Origin of the sequence: Nocardioides daejeonensis, assembly GCF_003194585.1 — a bacterium.
Classification (GTDB): domain Bacteria; phylum Actinomycetota; class Actinomycetes; order Propionibacteriales; family Nocardioidaceae; genus Nocardioides; species Nocardioides daejeonensis.
Genome location: NZ_QHKZ01000002.1, coordinates 156,324 through 180,208 on the forward strand (window position 1 = coordinate 156,324; position 23,885 = coordinate 180,208).

Genomic DNA, 23,885 nt, shown 5'->3' on the forward strand with positions numbered 1-23,885 from the left:
TCAGCCGAGACCGGCGCCTACCAGGCTGCCGATCCAGAAGGTCAGCACGAAGGCCGCACCGCCCAGCAGCACCTGGCGCAGCCCGCCGAACCACCAGGGGCGACTGGTCAGCCGCGTCACCACCGCTCCGCAGAGGAACAGCGCGACGAGGGTGAGCCCGATCGCCCATGGCAGGGCGTCGCCGTCGACGAGGAACGGAACCACGGGAACGAGAGCACCGAGCGAGAAGGAGAGGAAGGAGGAGACGGCGGCGACGGTCGGCGACGCGAGCTCGTCGGGGTCGACACCGAACTCCTCCATCGCATGCACCGCCACGGCCGCGTCGACGTTGCGGTGCACCTGGGTCGCCACCTCTTCGGCGAGCTCGGCATCGAGCCCCTTCTCGGTGAGCATCTCGACCAGCTCGGCCCGCTCGGCCTCCGGGTTCGTCAGGATCTCCTGGCGCTCCTTGGCGATCTCTCGTTCTGCGGCCTCCGACTGGCTGGCGACCGAGGCGTACTCTCCGGCTGCCATCGAGAAGGCACCGGCAGCGAGGCCCGCCAAGCCGGCCAGGACCACCGCGTTGCTGTCCGTCGCGTCCTGCGTGCCGCCTGCCACGCCCGCGATCAGCGCGGCGTTGGAGACCAGGCCGTCCATGGCGCCGAAGACCGCCGGTCTCAACCAACCGCCGGAGACATCGGAGTGCTCGTGCCCGATCGGTGGCGTCTCAGGCGTCTCCACGCTCGGCGGCGTCGACGCCGTCACCGGGCTCGGCTCCGGCTGCGGAGGTGTCATCGACTGGCTCATGGCCCTCACGGTAGACCGATTCCTCACGTCCTGGGGCACGTCGCAAGGAGAGGATGAAGTAGAGCGCCGCGGCGGCGAAGAGCAGGATCGAGGTCCACACGTTCCACCGCAGGCCGAGGACGTCATCGAGCTGGACGGAGTCGATGCGCAGCATCTCGATCCAGCCGCGCCCGGCGGTGTAGGCCATCACGTAGAGCGCGACCATGCGGCCGTGACCGACCCGGAAGCGGCGGTCGAGCCAGAGCAGCAGCGCGAACGCGGCGAGGTTCCAGATCGCCTCGTAGAGGAACGTCGGGTGGAAGGTCGTGCCGGCCGGATAGCCTGCCTCGATCGCCGTCGACGGTGAGACCGAGAGCGCCCAGGGCAGCTCGGTGGGCTTGCCGAAGAGCTCCTGGTTGAAGTAGTTCCCGAACCGTCCCATCGCCTGGGCGACCAGAACCCCCGGAGCCAGTGCGTCGAGCACGGGCAGGAGCCGTAGCCCCATCCGTCGAGCGCCGATGACGGCACCGACCGCACCCAGCGCGATCGCTCCCCAGATCCCGAGGCCGCCCTGCCAGATGTAGAGCGCCTCGACCGGCCGGCGCGGGGCACCGTCGCCGAAGTAGAGCTGCCAGTCGGTGAGCACGTGATAGAGACGTGCGCCAACGATCCCGAACGGCACCGCCCACACCGCCACGTCGGTCATCTGGCCCGCCTGGCCACCGCGAGCCACCCAGCGTCGCTCGCCGATCCAGATGGCCGCGACGATGCCCAGGACGATGCACAGCGCGTATGCCCGCAGCGGGAGCGGCCCCAGGTGCCAGATGGACTCCGAGGGGCTCGGGATGGTCCAGATGCTCACGAATCCTCCAACAACAGGGAGATGTCCTGGGCGAGAGCCTGTGCGCTCACATCCTGCGACCAGTAGTGACCGACCTCGCCGGCGGCATCGAGCGCGAAGATCTGAGTGCCGTGGGTGACGTCGTACCCCCCGGAGGGGAGCTTCTTCTCGGTCTCGAAGACGACGTGGAAAGAGGCTGCTGCCTCCTCCAGGTCGGCGAGCGAGCCGGTGAGGCCGATGAACCCGGGGTTGAACCGGTCGAGGTAGCGGCGCAGCGCCGACTCGGTGTCACGTGCGGGGTCGGTGGTCACGAACACCACGTCGACATCCTTCACCTCGTCACCGATGCGGGTCAGCGCACTGGCGATGTTGCCCATCACCATCGGACAGATGTCAGGGCACTTGGCGTAGCCGAAGAAGACCAGGGTGAGCGGCTTGCTCGGCTGCTCCGCCAACGAGTAGGAAGCGCCGGAGGTATCGGTCAGAGCGGTAGCAGCGGCGGTCCACGGCGTCTTGAGCACCTGAGCGCTCAGCTCACCGTCCTTGGTGTCGGCCTTGGCACAGCCGCTGACGATCAGGGCGCCGGCGAGCACGACGGCCCCGAGCGCTCGGCGCCGTCGCGAGCCGATGCCACTACGCACCGCGTACTCCCGCCGCCAACTCCTCGGTCAGGGCGCGCAGCGCCTTGACCGCCGCCGCCTGGTCGCCGGCCTGCTGGATGGCGCGGACGAACGCCGAGCCGACGATGACACCGTCGGCGAACCGGGCGACCTCAGCAGCCTGGGCGCCGGTGGAGACGCCGAGGCCGACCCCGACCGGCAGGTCGGTCGTAGCCTTCGTGCGGGCGACCAGAGGCTCGGCCAGGTCGCTTGTCGTGGTGCGGGCACCGGTCACCCCCATGACCGCGGTCGCATAGACGAAGCCCCGGCAGCTCGCCGTCGTCATCGCGATCCGCTCGTCGGTCGAGGACGGTGCGACCAGGAAGATCTTGTCGAGGTCGTGCGCGTCCGCCGCGGCGATCCACTCGCCGCCGTAGTCAGGCGTGATGTCCGGAGTGATCAGGCCGGAGCCGCCGGCGTTGGCAAGGTCCGCGGCGAAGCGCTCGACGCCGTACCGCTCGACCGGGTTCCAGTAGGTCATCACGACCGTCGGCACGCCCGTCGCCGCAACGGCCTCGACCGTGCGCAGCACGTCGGCCGTGCGGATCCCGCCCTCGAGTGCCGCCTGGGCGGCTGCCTGGATCGTGGGCCCGTCCATCACGGGGTCGGAGTAGGGCAGGCCGATCTCGACCACATCGACGCCGGCTTCGACGATGGTGGTGATCGCCTCGATGGCACCGGGGACGTCGGGGAAACCCGCCGGAAGATAGCCGACGAGCGCGGAGCGACCCTCCGCCTTGGCCCGGTCGAAGGCGCGCTGGACGCTCATGAGGTCTCCTCCCCGCCGAGCCCGAACCATTCGATGGCGGTGCCCATGTCCTTGTCGCCGCGACCACTGAGGTTCACCAGGAGGAGGGCGTCCTCGCCCTTCTCCTCGCGCAGCCTCGGCGCGATCCGCAGTGCACCGGCGAGCGCATGGGCCGACTCGACTGCCGGGATGATGCCCTCGGTGCGGCTCAGCAGCGCCAAGGCGTCCATCGCCTCGGTGTCGGTGACCGGCTCGTAGACGGCCCGGCCGACGGCGGCGAGGTGGGAGTGCTGCGGCCCGACGCCCGGGTAGTCGAGACCGGCCGAGATCGAGTGCGATTCGATCGTCTGGCCGTCCTCGTCCTGCAGCACGTAGGTGCGGGCACCGTGCAGCACGCCACTCTGGCCGGCGTGGATGGTGGCGGCGTGGCGGGGCGTGTCGACCCCCTCCCCCCCAGCCTCGAAGCCGTAGATGTCGACGCTCGGGTCGTCGAGGAAGGCGGTGAAGAGCCCGATCGCGTTCGACCCACCGCCGACGCAGGCGGCGATGGCGTCCGGAAGCCGTCCGAACTGCTCCAGGCACTGGGCGCGAGCCTCGTCGCCGATCCCGCGGCAGAAGTCGCGCACCATGCTCGGGAACGGGTGCGGACCCGCGGCCGTGCCGAAGAGGTACGCCGTGTGGTCGACGCTGGCGACCCAGTCGCGCAACGCTTCGTTGATGGCGTCCTTGAGGGTCGCCGAGCCCGACTCGACCGGGATCACCGTGGCTCCCAGCAACTGCATACGGGCGACGTTGAGGGCCTGCCGACGCGTGTCGACCGCACCCATGTAGACCGTGCAGTCCAGGCCGAAGTACGCCGCAGCGGTCGCGCTGGCCACCCCGTGCTGGCCGGCACCGGTCTCGGCGATCACCCGGGTCTTGCCCATCCGCTTGGTGAGCATCGCCTGGCCGAGGACGTTGCGGATCTTGTGCGCCCCCGTGTGGTTGAGGTCCTCGCGCTTGAGCAGCACCGTCACGCCGGCCTGCTGGGAGAGCCGCTCGGCGTGGTAGAGCCGGCTCGGGGCACCCGCGTAGTCACGGATGATCGCCTCGAAGTCGGCGATGAAAGCAGGGTCGGCCATCGCCTCGCGCCAGGCGACGTCGAGCTCGTCGAGCGCTGCCACCAGCGCCTCAGGCATGAAGCGGCCACCGAAGTCGCCGAAGAAGCCCCGCTCGTCTGCGGCGTACTGGGTCACGACTGTCCTCCCGGAGCAGTGGTTGCGGCGGTGATGCCGGTCATGGCACGGACGGCGCCGGTGGGGTCGCCGTCCTTCACCAGGGCCTCGCCGACCAGCACCACGCGGGCGCCCTCGCCGGCAAAGCGGCGTACGTCGGCAGGCCCGGTGATCCCGGACTCGGCCACCAGGACGCGATCGTCGGGGACCAGGGGGGCCAGTCGACCAAAGGTGTCGTTGTCGACGGCCAGGGTCTTGAGGTTGCGGGCGTTGACGCCGATCAGCTCCGCGCCGAGGTCGACCGCGCGGCGCGTCTCCACCTCGTCGTGCACCTCGATCAGCGGGGTGAGCCCGAGCGCGACCGCCTCCGCATGCAGCGCGTGCAGCCGGGTGTCGTCGAGGGCGGCGACGATGAGCAGCACCAGGTCGGCGCCGGCGGCCCGCGCCTCGTGGATCTGGTAGGCGTCGACCACGAAGTCCTTGCGCAGCAATGGCGTCTCCACCGCGCTCCGCACCGCCCGCAGATCAGCCAGGCTGCCGTGGAAGCGGCGCTCCTCGGTGAGCACGCTGATCGCGGCAGCGCCGCCCTGGGCGTAGGCATCGGCCAGCACCGTGGGGTCGGGGATCGGTGCCAGGTCGCCCTTGCTGGGACTGCGGCGCTTGATCTCGGCGATCACGCTGATGCCGGGCGCCCGGAAGTGGGGCATCGGGTCACGAGGTTCAGGGGTGGCCGCAGCCAGGGCGCGGATCGCCTCGTCGTCCACCTCGGCCCGGCGCGCTGCCAGGTCGAGCCGGACACCGGCCACGATGTCATCGAGCACGGACATGCCCAGTTCTCACCCTTCCACGTCGGAGACCACGACAACCTTCTCACCCCGCTCCAGCCTGCCGCGCCCGGGCTCGTCATGCGGGCGCCGGGGCAGCCCCCCTCCGTACGTGCGCTCAGGCGGCGAGCCAGGAGCCGAACGGCAGATTGCGCACGACGGTGAAGCCGGCCAACAGCACGAGAGCCGATCCCCAGGCCCACGTAGGCACCGCCGGGAAGCCACCGCTCCCCCGGCGCAGCCGGAGCACCCAGAACAACCAGGTCAGCACCGCGACCGGAACGACCAGGACGACGATCAGGTTGCTGGAGGCTGCACTCAGCACGTCACCATGGGTCAGGTCGTTGACGGCTCGCAGGCCGCCGCAGCCGGGGCAGTCGACCCCGAGGAGCAACTTCCAGGGGCAGTAGCCCCAGGAGCCGGACTCATGTGGATCGCGCAGCCGCAGCGCCACCGTGGCAGCCAGTGCCGCAGCGGCGGTGCCGAGCGGCCACCACCAGCGACGAGCCGTCGTCGCCGGTGCGGGCCGTGCCAGGTCAGGCGTCTCCGTAGCCCATCTTGGTCATCACCACGAAGATCACCAGGGAGACCGGGACCATGCCGAAGCCCACCCACATCAGCGGCAGGCTGATCGGCGACAGCATCAGGGCGATGCTCGCCACCAGGAAGCCGGCCATGGCCACCGCCACAGCGGTCCAGGCTGCCGGGGTGTTGCCGTGGTGTGCAGACATGCGGTGCGTCTCCTCGCAGAACGGGGCGGATCGGGAGTGAGTCTAGACGAGGTGCTCCGGGAGGAGCTCAGGCGGTGGGGTCCTCGCCCTCGTCGATCGCCTTCCAGATGTCCAGATTGTCCTCAGGCACGGCAGAGCCGGCGCCCGGGGCTGAGGACGGGGCGTCGTACCGGCTGCCCATCTCGGGCCACTGAGGAGCCAGCCGCACGCCGAGGGCCGACGCAATCACGGCCAGGGGCGAGGCGACCACGGCGGTCCAGAACCAGCCCGTGTAGCTGGGATCCGCCGAGCGATCACCGAGCACCGCCTGGGCGCCCGGGTCGCTCAGGTTCTCGCGTAGCAGGTCAGGCCCCTGCACCCCGGTCCAGATCGTGGTGACCATCAGGCCGATCGCGGCAACCAACGCAAGCAGTGCGACCAGACGGCGGGCACGTCCACGGGTCACCAGGACGACACCCCAGCAGGCGAGCAGCACCAGGGCCAACGCACCGGCCAGAGGAGCGTCGACCACCCAGCTGTCCCACAACGTGGAGCCGGCGGGGTTGCTCTCGCGAGCGAGGTCGGGGACCACCCAGTCCTTGGTGCCGGCGACGGCACACAGTGCGCCGGTCCCGAGGCCGAGCAGCACCACGGGACCGAAGGTCCCCCGAGGCGTCATGCGTCCAACCGGTCTGCGTCGAAGCAGGTGCGGTCGCCGGTGTGGCAGGCAGCGCCCTCCTGGTCGACCTTGACGAGCAGGGTGTCGCCGTCACAGTCCAGGCGGACCTCCTTGACCCACTGGCGATGGCCTGAGGTCTCACCCTTCACCCAGTACTCCTGGCGGGAGCGCGACCAGTAGGTCGCACGCCGGGTGTCGAGGGTGCGGGCCAGTGCCTCGTCGTCCATCCAGCCGAGCATGAGCACCTCACCGGTGTCGTGCTGCTGGACGACGGCGGGCACCAGCCCGTCTGCCGTGCGCTTGAGGCGAGCGGCTAGAGCAGGGTCGAGTGCGGTCACCGGTCCATTATCTGTGCTGCCTCCCGCCCGGGCCCACCCGGTGCGCACTCTGTCGCAGGCCGTCAGCGTCGAGGCACCCGAACCACGACGACGACACGGCTGCTCCGCACCGACCCGGCACCGAGGTAGCGGACCACCAGCCGGTGCTTCCCGGGGCTCAGCCGCACCCGGGTGGAAGTGCGACCACCCTCGAGACGGGAGCGGGCGATCCTGTCACCGTGCTCACGCACCTCGACCCGACCCGACGCCGCGCCGACGCCGACGGCGACGACCTTCGTGTCGACCCACATCCGGGAGCCGGTACGCCGGAAGCGTGCCGTGGTCTTCGACGTGGCGGTCACCGGCCCGGCGGCCGAGGACGTGCGGACCGCGGCGTCCCCGTCGAGGGAGTAGGTCACGGCGACAGAGAGGAACGCACCCAGGTCGGCCGCGTCGACGCGATGCGTCCGCGCGGTGGCTCCGGCGATCGGCTGTCCGTCGCTCAGCCACTGGTAGGCGACCTCGGCCTGCGCCGGCTCGTAGGCACCGGGAGCAGCGCTCAGCAGTGCGCCGACCCGGGCCTTGCCGCTGATCGTCGGCGCTCCGGGGTGGAGCACCAGCGCCGGGATCGTGACCGGCGCGGAGACCGCGACGCCGTCCTGGTAGCCGGAGCTGCGCGCGGTGACCTGGAAGGCCAGCCGGTGTCCGGCATCTGCCGCGGTCACCGTGTAGGTGGCCGTTTCGGCTCCCGGGATGACCGCACCGTCGCGCAGCCACTGGCGGCCCACCGAGCCGGGCGTCGGCGCCCAGGTCCCGTCGGTTGCGGTCAGCTGGGCACCGACTGCCGGCGTCCCACTGACCTGCGGGAGGGTCAGGTTGGAGACGGTCTGCGCCTCTCCTGGGTCGACGACGGAGGGCTTGATCGGTGCGGTGGTGGCCGACCGCGCGGTGGCGGGCTCGTAGCCGGCCTTGCTGGCGGTGACCGCGACCGACATCCGGGAGCCCTCGTCGCCCGCGCCGGGCGTGAAGGTCGCGGCCGTGGCGCCGGGCACGGCGATGCCGTCGCGGTACCACTGGAAGGTGTGCGCAGTGTCCGCGACCGACCAGCTCCCGACGCCCGCGGTGAGCGGACGGCCTACCTGGGGCGTTCCGGTGATGGCCGGAGTCGCCAGGGAGACCAGGGAGCCGCTCCGGACCGGGGCGCTGGCCGTCGAGGTGGCGGTGGCGCCAGATGCCTCGGTCACCTTCACTTGCAGGCTCTTGCCCAGGTCGGCCGCGCTGGGCGTGTAGGTGGCGCCTGTCGCACCGGTCACCGGCACCCCGCCCACCAGCCACTGACGGGTCAGCGTGCCAGGAGTCACGCTCCACTCCCCTGTGGTGGAGCTGATCGGGTCACCGACGCGCGGGCTCCCGTCCAGGCGCGGCAGCGCGCGGTTCTCGAGGGCCGGGGTGCCTCCGCCGAGCAGGTCGCTCGTGAACGGCGTGGTCGCCAGCGAGCGGACCGTCGTCGGCAGGTAGCCGCTCCGGGTGGCCGTGACCGCGATCGAGTACGACGCGGACGTGCCACCCAGCAGGTCCTTCGGAATGGTGAGAGTGGTGCCGGTGGCTCCGGCGACGGGCGTCCCGCCGGCGTACCACTGCACCGTCAGGGCGGCGTCGGCCGGGGCCCAGGTGCCGAGGTGCGCGGTCAGGGTGTTGCCCTGCTTGTTGTGTCCCGCGATCCACGGGTCTCGGACGACGGCGACCGCCGACTTGCCCCAGGCGAAGTCGAGCCCGCTGAGCGACCGAACCATCCGCAGCGTCGTCGCGTCGCGGAAGAGGGTCACGCCGTCGTACCACTGGTGATAGGCGACCGGTGCGTTGACGGGCGTGCGGGCGTCGAGCCGATAGGTGGCGTGACGAGCCTGCAGCTGCCAGGTGCCGTCGGCCGCGGTGGCGGTCGCCTGCGTAGGACGCCACTCGATCTCGCGGACCGGGGTCTGCGGGACACCGTCGACGATCTGCTCGACCAGGGACTGGTGGAGTGCCACGCGAGCGTCCTTGATGCCGCTACCGTCGACCCGGACCCGCCCGGAGAGGGTCCCGAGGACGGGAAGCACAGAGGGCGCCATCCGGAGCGTCTCCTCCGAGGCGACGGTGAGCGACGGGGCCTCGTCGAGGCCGACGTAGCCGGGCAGGAAGCCGGCGCTGCCGTCGTCGAGAAGCACCTTCAGCCGATAGGTCCCGCCGGGGACGTCGAGCGAGAAGCGACCGCTCTCGACATCGTCGGTGGCCACCATCGTCCAGGACGTGTGCGGCAGGCTGTCGCGCTCGCCGTTGTCGGTCCAGGTGTACTCGCGCCACAGCTCGACCTCGGCATTCTCCTCCGCGGTGAGCGATCCGTCGGCCTCGACCAGGCTGCCGAGCACTCGGCCCTTCTTCGGCAGGCTGGCGTTCACCGAGGGCGTCAGCTGGCCGGCGACGAAAGCAACGAACTCGCCCTCGTCTGCCACCGTCGCGTTCGGGTAGTAGCGGGTCTCGAAGCCGCCCGGAGCGCTGAACTGCAGGCGGTAGCGCCCGGTCGGCGCCTCGAGCCGGTAGACCCCGTGCCCGTTGGTGACGGCGGCCGCACCCGGCACCGGCTCCCAGGTGCGCAGGCCGGCGGCGGTCACACGCAGCGAGAGCGCGGTCACGGTGACACCGGAGATCGGCTCACCGGCGGTGTTGGTCACCACACCGGCGGCAGCGCCGGCGCGGACCAGCGCGGCGTCGATACCGGCCTCCTGCTTGCCGGAGGTGATCCGCAGCCTGGTCGCGTCCTCGCGCGAGCGCGCGTCGTCGTAGTAGCGCGTGGCGTAGCCGTCGGCGTGGAATCCGACCACGTAGCCCTCGGCACCGGCGGCGGTCTCGGCCACCGACACCGTGTAGCGCCCGGCGGAGTCGGTCACGGCCGGGGTGACCTGCACGTCGGTCCACGTCTCGTTGCCATCGGCGGCGACCTGACGCGTCTCCACGGAGATCCGCACGCCGGCTACCGGCACCCCGCCACTACGGACCGTGCCGGTGATGGTGCCCGGCGTCGCGGCAGTGGCGCTGGGGAGAGCGCCGAGACCGGCCAGGGCGACCGCGAGGCACGTGAGCACGGCCAGCAGTGCCTGACGTACCCCTCGAGTGATCGTGACGGACATCAGTGCGAACTCCCCCTGTCGTGGCAGGCCGACCGGATGAGCCGAACCTCGCTGCCGCAACGACGTCGCGCGATAGGCCGTTACGAGCGTCGAGATCGAGGTCTAGACCTCAGGAGACGCGGTCCCGAGGTTCCTCGTCAGGTGGTCCAGACCGGAGCCCGGCGCCTTGCTGGGCGACCCAGGAGGCATGCAGGGCTGCGTACGGCCCGGGCTCGGCGAGCAAGTCCGCATGCGGCCCGCGCTGGACGATCCGCCCGGCATCGACGACCACGACCTCGTCGGCGTTCTCGGCGGTACTGAGCCGATGAGCGATGGTGATCGAGGTGCGACCGCGCATGAGCTCCTCCAGCGCGCGTCCGATCCGCATCTCCAGGCGCGGGTCGACAGCGCTGGTCGCCTCGTCCAGCACCAGCAGGTCAGGATCGGCCAGGTGGGCGCGCAGCAGCGCCACCAGCTGCCGCTCCCCCGCTGAGAGCGACTCGCCCCGCTGGCCGACCCGGGTGTCGAGGCCGTGCGGCAGCCCGTCGAGCCAGTCGCCCAGTCCGAGCGCGGCTGCGGACTCGCGGAGGTCGCGATCGCTGGCGTCGAGACGGCCGTAGCGGACGTTGGCACGCAGCGTGTCGTCGAAGAGGAAGCCCTCCTGCGGCACCAGCACGACCGAACTGCGCAGCGACCGCGACCGCACCCGGCGTACGTCGACGCCGTCGAGGAGGACGGCCCCCGTGTCGGGATCCATCAGTCGGGTCAGCAGCTTGGCGAAGGTGGACTTGCCGGAGCCCGTCTCGCCGACGATCGCGACCCGGGTGCCGGCCGCCACGGTCAGGTCGACGTCACGCAGCACTGGCGGGCCGCCGGGATACCGGTAGCTCACGTCGGCGAAACGGACGTCGATCGGCCCGCGCGGCAGGTCGACGCCCGCGTCGCCCGGATCGGCGAGGTCCGCAGGGGTCTCCAGCACCGCGATCACCCGGCGCCAGCCGGCGATGGCGCTCTGGGCGTCAGTGAGGATCTGCGTACCCATCTGAACCGGCCCGACGAACAGCGTGACCAAGAACGCGAAGGCGAGCACCTCGCCGGCAGTGATGTCGCCGGCGAAGCCCAGCAGGATGCCGATGACCAGGACGCCGGCGTTGGCGAGCCCGCCTGAGAGCCCACCGAGCGAGAACGAGAAGGCGGTGAAGCCCTGAGCCCGGGTGCTGGCCACCTTGTAGATGTCGATCGCGGTGTCGATCTTCGCCTGCGTCCGCTCCTGCACGGCGTAGGAGCGCACCACCTCGGCGCCCACGACCGGCTCCGAGATCGCCGAGAGCATCGCGCCCACCTGCTGACGCACCACGCCGTAGGCCGCCGACAGCTTCCGCTGGAAGTAGCGCAGCGAGAGGAGCAGCGGCCCGAAGCTCACCCAGACCACCAGGGTCAGCTGCCAGGAGTAGACCAGCATGATGACCGTGGCGACGAGGATCTGGCCGACGCTGACGATGAAGAGGATGCCGCCGAAGACGAGGAACTGCGAGACCTGGTCGACGTCGGAGGTGACGCGGGAGACGAGGGAGCCACGACGCTCGGTGTTCTGGGTGAGCACCGGAAGCTCGTGGACATGGCGGAACGCCTTGATCCGCAGCGTCGCGAGACCTCGCTCCGACTGGCGGAAGAGTCGCGACGTCATCAGGTACGACGCGACCCCGGTCACCAGCACCGCGAGCGCCGCCAGCAGACCCATCCGCAGCACGTAGTCGACGTCGACCCCGCCGGGAGCGTCCAGCCCGTGGTCGAGCGTCTGCTGCACTGCGATCGGCACGACGACCTGTCCGGCGGTCGCCACCAGCGCGAGGAGCAGCGTCGGAACGAGGCCGGTCCGCAGCTCCGGCGAGTGGGCCAACCCACGGCGGATCGTCTCGATCGCCCGGAGGTCATCGCCACTGCTCACGGTGGTGCTCACCCGACCACCTCCTCCTGCTCGTAGGCGTTCACCAGGTCGGCGTAGCGCCGGCTCCGGGCGAGCAGCTCGGCGTGGCCGCCCCGGTCGACGACCCGGCCGTCGGCGAGGTGGAGCACCTCGTCGGCCAGGGCGATCGTGGCCTTGCGATAGGCGACGACGAGCAGCGACGTGCCTGCGCCGCCGGCACGCAGCGCGCCGAGGATCCGGGACTCGACCTCGGGGTCGACCGCGGAGGTCGCATCGTCAAGCACCAGCAGGCGCGGCCGGCGTACCAGTGCCCTGGCCAGCGCGATCCGCTGTCGCTGCCCGCCGCTGAGGGAGGCACCGCGCTCCCCCAGCCGAGTATCCAGACCATCGGGCAGCGCGGCCACGAAGCCGTCTCCCTGCGCGGTCCGCAACGCCTCCCAGATCTGCTCGTCGGACACCTCCGCGCCCAGTGCGATGTTGTCGCGAACAGTGTCATCGAACAAGAAAGCGGTCTGCCCGACGAGGGAGATCCCGCGCGCGAGCTCGCCCGCGGCGAGCTCCCGGACGTCGACGCCGTCGACCCGCACCGTGCCCGCGGCCGGGTCGATCAGCCGGGCGACCAGGGCAGTGAGCGTGGTCTTGCCGGAGGCGGTCTCACCGACGACGGCGACGCTCCCACCTGCCGGCACCGTAAACGAGACCTCCTCGAGCAGGGGTTGCTCGTCGGCGTAGCGGAAGCGCACTCCGTCGAGCTCCAGGCGCAGCCCGGTGCCCGGGCTCGCCGCCGGCAGCACCGTCGCGCCGTACGGCGTGTGGTCGATGGCGTCGAGCACGGACCGGACCCGGCGGAATCCGACGACGCTTCGAGGGAACTCCCCGAGCAGCCAGCCGATGGAGCGGATCGGGAACGCGACCACGGTGAGCAGGTAGGAGATGGTCACCACCGAAGAGGCGACGCTCGCTCCGGTCTCGACCCGGGCGACGCCGACCGCCAGCACCGCAAGCACACCGAGGCTGGGGAGCCCGGCGAGGATCGGGTCGAAGGCCGCGCGTATGCGGCCGGCGCGGACGAGGACGTCCCGTAGCTCGTGGCTCTTGGCAGCGAAGCGGGCGGTCTCCTCCTCCTCACGGCCGAGGGTCTTCACCACCAGCGCCCCCTCGAACGACTCATGGGCGATCTCGCTGACTTCGGCCCGAAGCTGCTGGGCCCGCGTCATCAGTGGCGAGGAGAGCCGTTGGAAGACCAGGTTGGCCACCACGACGGCCGGGAACACGAGCAGGCCGACCGCGGCGAGCACTGCGTCGGTGAACAGCATCTGGGCGACGGCGATCACCATCATGGCCACCGTGCCGACCGCCATCGGGAGCGGCGCGATCGGCCCCCAGGCCGCCTCGACGTCCGCGTTGGCGTTGGAGAGGAGCTGGCCGGTCGGATGGCGCTGGTGCCAGGCGATCGGCAGGTCGAGGTACTTGCGGGTGACCTCCCTGCGGTCGTGCGCCTGCATGCGGTACTGCATGATGCCGGCACCGAGACGGCGGGCGACGATGCCGACGGCACGCACGATCGCGACCCCGACGAAGAGGGCGACGACCGCCCAGAGCACGCCGGAGCCGATCTCGCCGTCGCGGAAGGCCGGGATGACGGCATGCTCCGTCGACCAGCCGAGCACCCATGCGTCGGCGACCGTCAGCGCCCCGAAGAGCACACTGCCGATCGTGGAGACAGCGAACACCCAGGGCTCACGCCGAATCGCCACGGCGAGCACCGCGAAGCCGTCACGCATCGCGGAGGCTCGCTCCCGCCCCATCGCCGCTGTTGTCGCCACCCGTACCCCTCGTCAGACGTCAACGGAGGCTAACCCGCAAGGCGTTGCGTTGATTCCCGGGCGAGGAGACGGTCAGGCGCCTGCCGCCTGGAGCAGCACGCCCGCCAGGGCCAGGCTCTGCTCCTTGAGGCTGTCGAGGTCGGCCTCGGTGGCGCCCTCGGCCTCGACCTCGATCCCGAAGACGTGAGTGTCGGTGCACAACTGCAAGATGGCTTCGATGTCGATGGTGCTGGTGCGCAGCCAGGAGGCTGGCACTCCGAGCCCGGGCACCTCAGTGGCCGGCTCGCCGAGGTGATCGAGCCGTGGGCAGGTCAGCACCCCGTCGGCGAAGTCCTCGGCGGCGGAGACCTGGAGGGTGACCTCCAGCCCGTCGTCGATCTCCTCCTGCCAGGAGCAGGTCCGGTACTTCCACTGCACGCCGTTCTCGTCGCTGCCGCCGCCGCCGACACCACCCCACACCATCGGGCGGGCGTAGGCGGTGGTGGCGTCCTGCGGCGTCAGCAGGTCACAGGGCTGCACCTCGCCTTGGGCATCCGGGCTCCGGGTTGCGGACGACTCCTCGGGTGCGATGGAGACAGTCGAGGTAGCCGTCGGGGCCTCTGTCGGTGGCTTGTCGGCCTCCGTCGAGTCGTCCTGGCAACCGCTCACCAGCAGCAGCGCCGCCGCGACGACGACCAGCCATGAACCTACGCGCATCTCGTCCCCCGTCAGTGTGGTCCGAGCACTTTAGTGGGATCGAGGCGCGCCACGCGTCATCCTTTCGGATGCTCCTCTGAGGCTCCGTCAGTAGGGGCTGTCGACATTCGCCCCTGCTGTCGGAACCTCCTAGCGGACCGGGTGCCCGGCCTCGCTCAGCGCCCGCTTGACGTCGGCGATCCGCAGGGTGCCGAAGTGGAAGACGGTTGCGGCAAGCACCGCGTCCGCCCCCGCATCCACCGCCGGGGCGAAGTGTTCGACCGCACCGGCGCCACCAGAGGCGATCACCGGGACGCTGACCTCGCGGCGTACGGCGCGCAGCAGCTCGAGATCGAAGCCGTCCTGGGTGCCGTCCGCATCCATCGCGTTCAGCAGGATCTCGCCGGCGCCCAGCTCGGCTGCGCGGACCGCCCAGGCCAAGGCGTCGAGCCCCGCTGAGCGGCGGCCGCCATGAGTGGTCACCTCGAAGCCCGAGTCCGTGGCGTTCTCGGAGCCCGGCGCGACGCGTCGGGCATCGACCGAGAGCACCAGCACCTGGTTGCCGAAGCGGTCGGCGATCTCGGCGACCAGCTCGGGGCGGGTGATGGCGGCGGTGTTGACCGCAACCTTGTCGGCACCCGCCCGCAGCAGCCGGTCGACATCGGCGACCGAGGAGACGCCGCCACCCACCGTGAGCGGGATGAAGACCTCCTCCGCGGTGCGCGAGACGATCTCCATCGTCGTGGCCCGGCCCTCGTGGGAGGCCGAGATGTCGAGGAAGGTCAGCTCGTCGGCGCCCTCCGCGTCATAGATGCGGGCGAGTTCGACCGGATCGCCGGCGTCGCGGAGCTCCTTGAAGTTGATCCCCTTGACCACCCGACCGCCATCGACGTCGAGGCACGGGATCACCCGGGTCGCGAGGCTCATCGCTCGCCCGTCCGGGTGAGCGCGAGCGCATCCTCCAGCGTGAAGCGGCCCTCGTAGAGGGCCGTACCCGCAATGGCACCCTCGACGCCGACCGGCACCAGCTCCATGAGCGCTCGGATGTCGTCGAGGGTGGTGACGCCGCCACTGGCGATGACCGGGCGATCGGTGCGGGCGCAGACGTCGCGCAGCAGCTCGACGTTGGGGCCCTGCAGCATGCCGTCCTTGTTGACGTCCGTGACGACGTACCGAGCGCAGCCCTCGGCATCGAGCCGGGAGAGCGTCTCGTAGAGGTCGCCGCCGTCCCGCGTCCAGCCGCGGGCCGACAAAGTGGTGCCGCGCACGTCGAGGCCGATAGCGATCCGGTCGCCGTACGCCGCGATGGCCCGCGCGCACCACTCCGGGTTCTCGATGGCAGCGGTGCCGATGTTGACGCGCCGGCAGCCGGTCGCCAGGGCGGCCTGGAGGGACTCGTCGTCACGGATGCCGCCGCTCATCTCGACCTGGATGTCGAGGCGGCCGACGATCTCGGTCTTGACCTCGGCGTTGCTGCCGTGGCCGAAGGCGCCGTCGAGGTCGACGAGGTGCAGCCATTCGGCGCCGGCCTCCTGCCAGCGCAGGGCCGCCTCGACCGGGTCGCCGAAGACCTTCTCGGATCCGTCGATGCCCTGGACGAGCTGGACGGCTCGCCCTCCCTTGATGTCGACGGCGGGCAGCAGTTGCAGATAGTCAGTCATGTGGCCTCCGAGCCTCAGAGCGAGTCGACCCAGTTGCGCAGCAGCGCAGCACCGGCGTCGCCGGACTTCTCCGGGTGGAACTGGGTGGCGGTCAGCGGGCCGTTCTCGACGGCGGCGACGAAGCGGTCGCCGCCGTGCTCCGCCCAGGTGACCAGGGGCGCGCGCGTGCGGTCGTTGGTGACGAGCGTCCACTCGCGCACGCCGTAGGAGTGCACGAAGTAGAAGCGCTCCCGCTCAACGCCGGCGAAGAGGCTGGTGCCCTCGGGCACCTCGAGCGTGTTCCAGCCCATGTGCGGCACCACCGGCGCCTGGAGGCGCTCGACGACACCTGGCCACTCGTCGCAGCCCGTCGTCTCGACACCGTGCTCGACGCCCCGGGCGAAGAGCACCTGCATCCCCACGCAGATCCCGAGCACCGGACGCCCGCCGGCGAGCCTCCTGCCGATGATCTCCGGGCCCTTGACGCCTTGGAGTCCCTCCATACAGGCCGCGAAGGCACCCACTCCCGGCACCAGCAGGCCGTCGGCGTCCAGTGCCTGCTGCTTGTCGGCGGTGAGGGTGACCTCCGCGCCGGCCCGTTCCAGCGCGCGTACGGCGGAGCGTAGGTTGCCCGACCCGTAGTCGAGCACCACGACGTTCTTCATGAGTTCAGCGTGCCCTTGGTGGACGGCACTCCGGTCTCCCGCGGGTCGAAGGCGATCGCGTCGCGGAAGGCGCGGGCGAACGCCTTGAACTGCGTCTCGACGATGTGGTGCGGCTCCCGACCGGCCAGTACGCGTACGTGCAGTGCGATGTGGGCGTGGAAGGCGATCGTCTCGAAGACGTGCTTGGTGAGCGATCCGAGGTAGCCGACGCCCCCGGCCCCACCACCGAGCGTCACGTAGATCTGGCCTTCCGGCTCGCCGGTGTGCACGCAGTAGGGGCGACCGGAGATATCGACGACGGCCTGCACGAGCGCCTCGTCGAGCGGCACCGTGGCGTCGCCGAAGCGGCGGGTGCCCTTCTTGTCTCCGAGCGCCTCGCGCAGCGCCTCGCCGAGCACGATGGCGGTGTCCTCCACGGTGTGGTGGGCGTCGATGTGCACGTCGCCCTCGGCCCGCACCACGAGATCGATCAGCGCATGCCGAGCGAACGAGTTGAGCATGTGGTCGTAGAAGCCCACTCCGGTGGAGATCTCGGCCCGACCGGATCCGTCGAGGTCGACCTCGACGTGGATCGTCGACTCCTTGGTCTCCCGGTCCAGCGTCGCAGTACGGCGGCCCTGCTCGCTCACGCCGCTCCTCCTTCTTCTTCGGCGGCCCGGACCTCGGTCAGGGCCTGCTTGAACGCGTTCATCTCCTCCGGCGTGCCGATCGACACGCGGAGCCAACCTTCGGGTCCGGTCTCCCGGATCAGTACCCCGCGGTCCACCAACCGCTGCCAGATGCGGTGCCGGTCGGCGAAGCGGCCGAAGAGCACGAAGTTGGCATCCGATTCAGCCACCTCCAGGCCCTGTTCGCGCAGCCAGGACACGGTCCGGTCCCGCTCGACGCGCAGGTCGTCGACCCTGCCCAGGAGCTCCGGTGCGTGACGCAACGCCGCCAGAGCTGTTGCCTGGGTGACCGCGGAGAGGTGATAGGGCAGCCGCACCACCCGCAGCGCGTCCACGATCTCGGGTGCCGCCGCCAGATACCCGAGGCGGGCGCCGGCCAGTGCGAACGCCTTGCTCATGGTGCGCGTGACCACCAGGTTGCGGTGCCGCGGCAACGCCTCAAGCGCGCTGGGTACCCCCGCGCGCCGGAACTCCCCGTAGGCCTCGTCGATGACGACCACGCCGTTTCCGGCCGCCTCGCAGAGGAGGGAGACGGCCTCGACGGGCAGCGCCGTGCCGGTGGGGTTGTTGGGGCTGGGCAGCAACACCACGGCGGGCGCGACCTCCCGGACCAGCTTCTCGGCGGCAACGAGGTCGAGGCTGAAGTCGCTCTCCCGGTGCCCGGCCACCCACGCGGTGATGGAGTTGCGGGCGTACTCGGGATACATCGAATAGGTCGGCGCGAAGGAGACCGCCCGCCGCCCCGGGCCGCCGAAGGCCTGGAGCAGTTGCATCATCACCTCGTTGGAGCCGTTCGCCGCCCACACCTGCGCGCGGGTGAGCCCGGCGCCGCCGTCACGGTTGAGATAGCCGGCCAGAGCGTCACGGAGCGCGGACGCCTCACGATCCGGATACCGGTTCAGCGTCAGCGCTGCCTCACGCACCGCCTCCGCGATGTCGGCAGCCGCCTCCGGCGAGGGACCGTAGGGGTTCTCGTTGGTGTTCAGCTGCACGGGGACGTCGATCTGCGGCGCGCCGTACGGCTCATCCCCCACCAGCGGATCGCGTAGCGGGGGCCAGGGAAGGCCGGTCACGCGGGTGCACCTGCCTGCTGGAAGCGGACCCGGACGGCGGCCGCGTGGCCGGGAAGATCCTCCGCCTCGGCGAGCGTCGTGACGTGGTCGGCGACCTCGCCGAGTGCGTCGCGGTCGTAGCTGACGACGTGCACGGACTTGATGAAGGCACGCACCGAGAGCCCTGAGGAGTGGCAGGCGCAGCCGGCCGTGGGCAGCACGTGGTTGGAGCCGGCGCAGTAGTCGCCGAGCGAGACCGGTGCCCACGGGCCGACGAAGATGGCGCCGGCGTTGTGCACCCGGGCAGCCCACTCCTCGGCGTCGCGGGTGTGGATCTCGAGGTGCTCGGCCGCGTAGGCGTTGACGATCGCCAGGCCCTGCTCGAGGTCGTCGACGAGCACGATGCCGGACTGCTGCCCGGTCAGGGCAGCGCGGATCCGGTCCACGTGCCGGGTCACGGCCACCTGCTTCTCCAGCTCGGCCTCGACGTCGGCGGCCAGCGCCTCCGAGGGCGTCACCAGGACGGCCGAGGCGAGGGGGTCGTGCTCGGCCTGGCTGACCAGGTCGGCGGCCACGAAGGCGGCGTCGGCCGTGTCGTCGGCGAGCACCGCGATCTCCGTGGGGCCGGCCTCGGAGTCGATGCCGACGATCCCCTTGAGGAGCCGCTTCGCGGAGACCGTGTAGATGTTGCCCGGCCCGGTCACCAGATCGACCTTCTCGCAGCCGGCCGCGCCGTAGGCGAACATCGCGATGGCCTGAGCCCCGCCGACGGCGTAGACCTCGTCAACGCCCAGCAGGGCGCAGGCCGCCAGGATCGTCGGGTGCGGAAGACCGCCGAACTCCTTCTGCGGCGAGGAGGTGAGGGCGATGGACTGCACCCCGGCGACCTGAGCGGGGACGACGTTCATGACCACCGAGGAGACCAGCGGCGCGACACCACCGGGCACGTAGAGACCGACACGTCGAACCGGGATCTTGCGGTGTGCGACGGAGGCGCCGGGGGCCAGCTCGGTGAGCACGTCGGACTCCAGCTCGGCCGTGCAGGTGGCACGGAGCCGGCGGATGGACTCCTCCAGGCCGGCGCGCACCTCGGGGTCGAGCTCGGCGAGGGCGCCGGAGAGCGCCTCGGCCGGCACGCGCACCTCGCTCTGCTCGACACCGTCGAACTTCAGCGAGTAGTCGCGGATCGCGTCGAGGCCCCGGTCGCGCACGTCGTCGCAGATCGGACGCACCACATGGATCGCCGCCTCGACATCGAAGTCCGAGCGCGGCACCGCGCTGCGGTAGTCGGTGCCCGGGGCACTCCCCCGGAGGTCGATACGGCGAATCATGGAGCCAAGTCTAGTGGCCGGCGTGCTCCCGTGCGGCCCCGCATCCGCTGCACGGCCGGCGCCCGTCAGGTGGCGGCGCGCCCCGCGAGCCACGCGGCGCGCATCCGCGCCTCGCTCGGCGAAGCCGCGCCGAGGATCTCTCGAATCCAGTAGGCGGCCTCCTCAATGTCGCCGGCGGCATGCTCCCCCAGCGTCTCGATATCGGCGAAGCCCTTGCTTCGCGCGAAGAGGGCCTTGAAGACGATCAGATGTCTGCGGTGAACCGCAGCTCAGCATGTATCGCCAAGGCCAGCGCGCCACCGCGCGCATGATCGAACCCGGCGCGGTCGAGATGTTCATGAACGCTGCGCAGTCGGGCCAGCAGGATCGGACCACTCACCTCAACGTCCGTTCACGCGCCTTCGACCACACCGCGCTCATGTCCGGCAGGGGGCTTGCGCTCCTTCTGGGGGAAGAGCTCACCGAACTCCAGCACGGCGACCAGGCTCTCGGGCACTGGAGGAGCGGCAGACCTGCGGCGCACGCGGGTGACCACTTCGCATCCGGCTGCGGCGGCCAGTCGGTCGATCTGCCGCAGCGTGGGCGATGCACCACCTGCGAGGTAGGCGTCGATGGCCGACCGGCTCACACCGGACTTGCGGCTGAGCTGGGCCTTGCTCATGCCAGAGACTTCCAAGAGCTCTCGGACGATCCTCTGCGCCTCCATGCGCCCACGGTATGTACTGTTTTCGCTACATCCAAGGTCCATCCGGATTCTGGAGGTGACCGTCGAACCACGCGCCTGGGGCGTAAGCGGCTCCGGCTGCCTGCGTTCCAACGCCGTCCTGCCTCGTCTTCACAACCTCCACACCCGACCACCGAGCCCGCGCCGCGAGTTGCCTGGCCGCTGCGGCTTGACCTAGGAGTTACGCATGGGGTTCACCGAGATAGCCGACCGAGTCTGGGTCGACCGACAGGACCGGCTCGATCTCAACATCGTGCTGATCGCGGGCGAACGCGGCCTGGTCCTCGTCGACACGACCGGTTCGGGCGCCGAGGCGAGGGCACTACGGGAGGCCGTACGCCGGATCTCCCGGGCGCCGCTGCTCGCCGTGGTCAACACCCACGATCATTGGGACCACGTCTGGGGCAATGGGGTGCTCGCCGCCGAGGCGACCCACGTGATCTCGCACGAACAGGCGAAGGTGCCCGCGACCGTGAAGTTCTCCTCGGCGCGAGCGCTCGACGTCGGCGACCGGATGCTCGAGCTGGTGCACCCAGGCCGGGGCCACACGGCCGGCGACCTGGTGATCCGGGTGCCCGATGCCGACGTCGTGGTGGCAGGCGACCTCGTCGAGGAGTCGGGGCCGCCGGCGTACGGTCCGGACTCGTTCCCGCTCGAATGGGCCACGAGCCTGGACGTGGTGCTCTCCCTGCTCACCCGGGGTTCGACGGTGGTGCCCGGCCACGGCGACCGGGTCGACCGCGACTTCGTCGAGGAGCAGCGCGCCCACATCGGGGTGGTCGCCGAGACGATTCGCGATCTGGCCGGGCGCGGCGTGGCGGCCCCCGAGGCACTCGCCGCCGCCTCCTGGCCCTTTCCCGCCGACGCACTGACAGATGCCGTCGCCCGGGGGTACGCCGCCCTGCCGCGCGGGTCGCTACGGCTTCCGCTGCTCGGCACGAACTAACCTCGGCACGGTGACTTCCCCGCGTGACCGTTACGGATCCGACGTCCTCTCCACCGACTGGCGCAAGCCGCCACGTGGCCGCTCCACCGAGATGCCGGCCGAAGCCGGGCTGGTGGTCGAGGAGGTCAGCACCGACTGGTGCGGCGAGGTCGTGGCGGTCGATCGCGACCTGCGGACCGTCACGCTGGAGGACCGCCGCAACAAGCGGCGTACCTTCCCGATGGGTCCGGGGTTCCTGGTCGAGGGCAAGCCGGTGGTGCTGGTGCCGCCGGTGCGCGCGAAGGCCCCTGCAGCCCCGACCCGCACCGCGTCCGGGTCGGTGGCCGTCCAAGGCGCCAAGGCCCGCGTCGCCCGCGCCAGCCGGATCTTCGTCGAGGGACGACACGACGCGGAGCTGGTCGAGCGGGTGTGGGGCGACGACCTGCGGATCGAGGGCGTCGTCGTCGAGTTCCTCGGTGGCGTCGACGACCTCTCCGAAGCCCTGCGGGACTTCCGCCCCGGTCCCGAGCGCAAGGTAGGGGTGCTCGTCGACCACCTGGTGCCCGGCTCCAAGGAGAGCAAGATCGCGGGCCGTATCCAGGCCTCCCCGCTGGGGCAGCACGTGCTCATCGTCGGCCACCCCTTCATCGACATCTGGGCGGCGGTCAAGCCCGAGCGGATCGGCAAGCGTGCCTGGCCCGAGGTCCCGCGCCACCTGGAGTGGAAGAAGGGGGTCTGTCAGCAGTTCGGCTGGCCGCACCGCGACCAGGCCGACATCGCCCGCGCCTGGCAGTTCATCCTCTCCAAGGTGAACAGCTGGGACGACCTGGATCCGGCGCTGATCGGCCGCGTGGAGGAGCTGATCGACTTCGTCACCTCCTGAGCCGCTACATCTCGGGACGCAGCGGCCTGCCCTGGGGATCCCGGATGTCGTCGTTGACCAGGATCAGCACGCCGTCGATGAGGCTCCACAGCGAGCCGATGCCACAGGTGAAGATCGCGACCAGGCACTGCGCCACGCCCAGACCCACCTGCCCCGCCACCATCCGGCCCACCCCGAACGGCACCACGATCTGCAAGATCCCGACCAGCAGCTTGGACTTGTCGGAGTACGGGATGCCGAGGACCGGATGCACGCCGTACGGCGCCTGCGGGTCGACGGGCCGCCCGTAGCGGTCCCACCTCGGTTGGCCGTACGCGGGCTGGCCGTACGCGGGCTGGCCGTGCGGGGGCTGGCCGTATTGCTGGGGGTCCTGGGGTCCGTCGCTCACGGTGGCCAGCCTAGGTCGTACTCAGGGCAACAGCGCACGCACCACGGCGTCGGCGAGCAGCCGGCCCGTCGGGGTGAGCAGCAGCCGCTCCGCGTGCTCGACCACCAGGCCGCGCGCAGCCAGATCCGGCACCTGCGCCAGCCCGTCGGGTTCGATCAGGCCCAACGCCAGTCCCTCACGCAGCCGTGACTCCAACAGCACCCGCTCGGTACGTCGACTCTCGGCGTCCAGGACCTCGCGACCGTGGGCTGGCGACTCGCCTGCGGCGATCCGAGCCGTGTACGCCGCCGGGTGCTTGACGTTCCACCAGCGCACGCCGCCCACGTGCGAGTGCGCACCGGGGCCGATCCCCCACCAGTCAGCGCCCCGCCAATAGTGCAGGTTGTGTCGGCAGCGCGCCTCGTCGTCACGTGCCCAGTTGGAGACCTCGTACCAGCCGAGCCCGGCCTCGCCGAGCAGCCGGTCCGCCAGGAGGTACTTGTCGGCCAGATCGTCGTCGTCGGGCATCGGCACCTCGCCGCGGCGTACCCGGCGGGCCAGGGCGGTGCCCTCCTCCACGATCAGGGAGTACGCCGACACGTGATCCGGCGCGGAGGCGAGCGCCGTCTCCAGCGACCTCCTCCAGTCGGCCATGCTCTCGCCGGGCGTGCCGTAGATGAGATCCAGGCTGATCTGCTCGAAGCCGGCCTCGCGGGCCCAGGAGACCGCCTGCGGGACCCGCGCGGGGTCGTGTGTGCGGTCCAGGGTCGCGAGTACGTGCGGCACCGCTGACTGCATGCCGAACGAGAGCCGGGTGAAGCCGGCCGCGCGCAGCCGGGCGAGGCTCTCCGGAGTGACGCTGTCGGGGTTGGCCTCCGTCGTGACCTCGGCCTCGGGAGCGAGACCGAAGCGCGCCTTGATCCTGGCCAGGATCAAGGCGAGCTCCTCGGGCGGCAGCAGCGTCGGCGTACCACCACCGAAGAAGACGGTGTCGACCGAGCGCTCGTCGTCGGCGAGCACCTGCCGCGCGAGCTCCACCTCCGAAGCAGCAGTCTCCGCGTAGGTGGCGCGGGAGACTCCAGGACCCAGCTCCTCGGCGGTGTAGGTGTTGAAGTCGCAGTAGCCGCACCGGGTCGTGCAGAACGGCACATGCACGTAGAACGCGAGCGGCACGGCTGCACGGCCGGTCAGAGCGGAGGCGGGCAGGGCCCCATCACGGGGCGCCGGCTCACCGTCAGGCAGGGCGGAGGGCACCGGACCATCAAATCAGACCGGGGCGCGAACCCCACGGTTCGCGCC

General features: G+C 70.9%; 26 protein-coding genes. 2 read left to right on the top strand and 24 right to left on the bottom strand.

The window, feature by feature from the left end; genetic code table 11:
* The 22 genes from DNK54_RS05410 to DNK54_RS05510 all read right to left on the bottom strand — a co-directional run bounded on the left by DNK54_RS05410 (position 1) and on the right by DNK54_RS05510 (position 20,393).
* A complete protein-coding gene (locus tag DNK54_RS05410) occupies positions 1-786 on the bottom strand; it encodes a VIT1/CCC1 transporter family protein (RefSeq protein ID WP_110205953.1) in 786 nt (261 codons plus the stop codon).
* Entirely contained in the window at positions 707-1,627 is a 921-nt protein-coding gene (gene lgt / locus DNK54_RS05415) for a prolipoprotein diacylglyceryl transferase (RefSeq protein ID WP_110205954.1), read from the bottom strand. The genes DNK54_RS05410 and lgt overlap by 80 nt, the downstream gene beginning before the upstream one ends.
* Entirely contained in the window at positions 1,624-2,247 is a 624-nt protein-coding gene (locus DNK54_RS05420) for an SCO family protein (RefSeq protein ID WP_110205955.1), read from the bottom strand. Before DNK54_RS05420 ends, lgt begins: the two co-directional genes overlap by 4 nt.
* Positions 2,240-3,034, bottom strand: coding sequence for a tryptophan synthase subunit alpha (gene trpA, locus DNK54_RS05425; protein WP_110205956.1), 795 nt, complete (start codon positions 3,032-3,034; stop codon positions 2,240-2,242). The genes DNK54_RS05420 and trpA overlap by 8 nt, the downstream gene beginning before the upstream one ends.
* Complete coding sequence (trpB, locus tag DNK54_RS05430) at positions 3,031-4,248, bottom strand: tryptophan synthase subunit beta (RefSeq protein ID WP_275426247.1); 1,218 nt, start codon at positions 4,246-4,248, stop codon at positions 3,031-3,033. The genes trpA and trpB overlap by 4 nt, the downstream gene beginning before the upstream one ends.
* Positions 4,245-5,054 (bottom strand): indole-3-glycerol phosphate synthase TrpC, encoded by an 810-nt coding sequence (gene trpC / locus DNK54_RS05435; RefSeq protein WP_110205957.1) that lies wholly within the window; start codon positions 5,052-5,054, stop codon positions 4,245-4,247. Before trpC ends, trpB begins: the two co-directional genes overlap by 4 nt.
* A gap of 115 nt (positions 5,055-5,169) precedes the next feature.
* Positions 5,170-5,505 carry a DUF2752 domain-containing protein gene (locus DNK54_RS05440; RefSeq protein WP_239459935.1) on the bottom strand — a complete coding sequence of 112 codons (336 nt, stop codon included), beginning with the start codon at positions 5,503-5,505 and terminating at the stop codon, positions 5,170-5,172.
* Positions 5,506-5,587: 82 nt separating this feature from the next.
* Positions 5,588-5,782: an HGxxPAAW family protein gene (locus DNK54_RS05445; protein WP_110205959.1), complete on the bottom strand. Its 195-nt coding sequence runs from the start codon at positions 5,780-5,782 to the stop codon at positions 5,588-5,590.
* A gap of 67 nt (positions 5,783-5,849) precedes the next feature.
* Positions 5,850-6,440 carry a Trp biosynthesis-associated membrane protein gene (locus tag DNK54_RS05450; RefSeq protein WP_110205960.1) on the bottom strand — a complete coding sequence of 197 codons (591 nt, stop codon included), beginning with the start codon at positions 6,438-6,440 and terminating at the stop codon, positions 5,850-5,852.
* On the bottom strand, positions 6,437-6,778 hold the full coding sequence (gene hisI / locus DNK54_RS05455) for a phosphoribosyl-AMP cyclohydrolase (protein WP_110205961.1): 342 nt from the start codon (positions 6,776-6,778) through the stop codon (positions 6,437-6,439). Before hisI ends, DNK54_RS05450 begins: the two co-directional genes overlap by 4 nt.
* Positions 6,779-6,840: 62 nt before the next feature.
* Positions 6,841-9,924: a carboxypeptidase regulatory-like domain-containing protein gene (locus DNK54_RS05460; protein ID WP_110205962.1), complete on the bottom strand. Its 3,084-nt coding sequence runs from the start codon at positions 9,922-9,924 to the stop codon at positions 6,841-6,843.
* A gap of 109 nt (positions 9,925-10,033) precedes the next feature.
* Positions 10,034-11,863, bottom strand: a complete 1,830-nt coding sequence (locus tag DNK54_RS05465) for an ABC transporter ATP-binding protein (protein WP_110205963.1) — start codon at positions 11,861-11,863, stop codon at positions 10,034-10,036.
* Positions 11,860-13,656: an ABC transporter ATP-binding protein gene (locus DNK54_RS05470; protein ID WP_338036272.1), complete on the bottom strand. Its 1,797-nt coding sequence runs from the start codon at positions 13,654-13,656 to the stop codon at positions 11,860-11,862. Before DNK54_RS05470 ends, DNK54_RS05465 begins: the two co-directional genes overlap by 4 nt.
* Positions 13,657-13,728: 72 nt before the next feature.
* The gene (locus DNK54_RS05475; protein WP_110205965.1) at positions 13,729-14,352 is read right to left on the bottom strand and encodes a hypothetical protein; all 624 of its coding nucleotides are present in this window, start codon (positions 14,350-14,352) and stop codon (positions 13,729-13,731) included.
* A 129-nt stretch (positions 14,353-14,481) separates the two neighbouring features.
* Entirely contained in the window at positions 14,482-15,258 is a 777-nt protein-coding gene (gene hisF, locus DNK54_RS05480; RefSeq protein ID WP_110205966.1) for an imidazole glycerol phosphate synthase subunit HisF, read from the bottom strand.
* Positions 15,255-15,992, bottom strand: coding sequence for a bifunctional 1-(5-phosphoribosyl)-5-((5-phosphoribosylamino)methylideneamino)imidazole-4-carboxamide isomerase/phosphoribosylanthranilate isomerase PriA (gene priA, locus DNK54_RS05485; protein WP_110205967.1), 738 nt, complete (start codon positions 15,990-15,992; stop codon positions 15,255-15,257). The genes hisF and priA overlap by 4 nt, the downstream gene beginning before the upstream one ends.
* A gap of 14 nt (positions 15,993-16,006) precedes the next feature.
* Positions 16,007-16,636 (bottom strand): imidazole glycerol phosphate synthase subunit HisH, encoded by a 630-nt coding sequence (hisH, locus tag DNK54_RS05490; RefSeq protein ID WP_110205968.1) that lies wholly within the window; start codon positions 16,634-16,636, stop codon positions 16,007-16,009.
* Positions 16,633-17,265 carry an imidazoleglycerol-phosphate dehydratase HisB gene (gene hisB, locus DNK54_RS05495; RefSeq protein WP_110205969.1) on the bottom strand — a complete coding sequence of 211 codons (633 nt, stop codon included), beginning with the start codon at positions 17,263-17,265 and terminating at the stop codon, positions 16,633-16,635. Before hisB ends, hisH begins: the two co-directional genes overlap by 4 nt.
* A complete protein-coding gene (locus tag DNK54_RS05500; RefSeq protein WP_110205970.1) occupies positions 17,262-18,377 on the bottom strand; it encodes a histidinol-phosphate transaminase in 1,116 nt (371 codons plus the stop codon). The genes hisB and DNK54_RS05500 overlap by 4 nt, the downstream gene beginning before the upstream one ends.
* The gene (hisD, locus tag DNK54_RS05505; protein ID WP_110205971.1) at positions 18,374-19,687 is read right to left on the bottom strand and encodes a histidinol dehydrogenase; all 1,314 of its coding nucleotides are present in this window, start codon (positions 19,685-19,687) and stop codon (positions 18,374-18,376) included. Before hisD ends, DNK54_RS05500 begins: the two co-directional genes overlap by 4 nt.
* A 244-nt stretch (positions 19,688-19,931) precedes the next feature.
* Complete coding sequence (locus tag DNK54_RS21655) at positions 19,932-20,066, bottom strand: hypothetical protein (protein ID WP_275426248.1); 135 nt, start codon at positions 20,064-20,066, stop codon at positions 19,932-19,934.
* A 12-nt stretch (positions 20,067-20,078) separates the two neighbouring features.
* Positions 20,079-20,393, bottom strand: a complete 315-nt coding sequence (locus DNK54_RS05510) for a helix-turn-helix domain-containing protein (RefSeq protein WP_162602316.1) — start codon at positions 20,391-20,393, stop codon at positions 20,079-20,081.
* A 205-nt stretch (positions 20,394-20,598) separates the two neighbouring features.
* Here DNK54_RS05510 and DNK54_RS05515 point away from each other — a divergent pair, with 205 nt between their 5' ends.
* Complete coding sequence (locus DNK54_RS05515; protein ID WP_110205973.1) at positions 20,599-21,357, top strand: MBL fold metallo-hydrolase; 759 nt, start codon at positions 20,599-20,601, stop codon at positions 21,355-21,357.
* 10 nt (positions 21,358-21,367) lie between these two features.
* Positions 21,368-22,219, top strand: a complete 852-nt coding sequence (locus DNK54_RS05520) for a DUF3097 domain-containing protein (protein ID WP_239459936.1) — start codon at positions 21,368-21,370, stop codon at positions 22,217-22,219.
* Positions 22,220-22,223: 4 nt separating this feature from the next.
* Here the strand turns inward: DNK54_RS05520 and DNK54_RS05525 are convergent, their stop codons facing one another.
* Both DNK54_RS05525 and hemW read right to left on the bottom strand, forming a co-directional pair.
* On the bottom strand, positions 22,224-22,607 hold the full coding sequence (locus DNK54_RS05525; protein ID WP_110205975.1) for a TM2 domain-containing protein: 384 nt from the start codon (positions 22,605-22,607) through the stop codon (positions 22,224-22,226).
* A 21-nt stretch (positions 22,608-22,628) separates the two neighbouring features.
* Positions 22,629-23,840, bottom strand: coding sequence for a radical SAM family heme chaperone HemW (gene hemW / locus DNK54_RS05530; RefSeq protein WP_110205976.1), 1,212 nt, complete (start codon positions 23,838-23,840; stop codon positions 22,629-22,631).
* Positions 23,841-23,885: the final 45 nt, after the last annotated feature.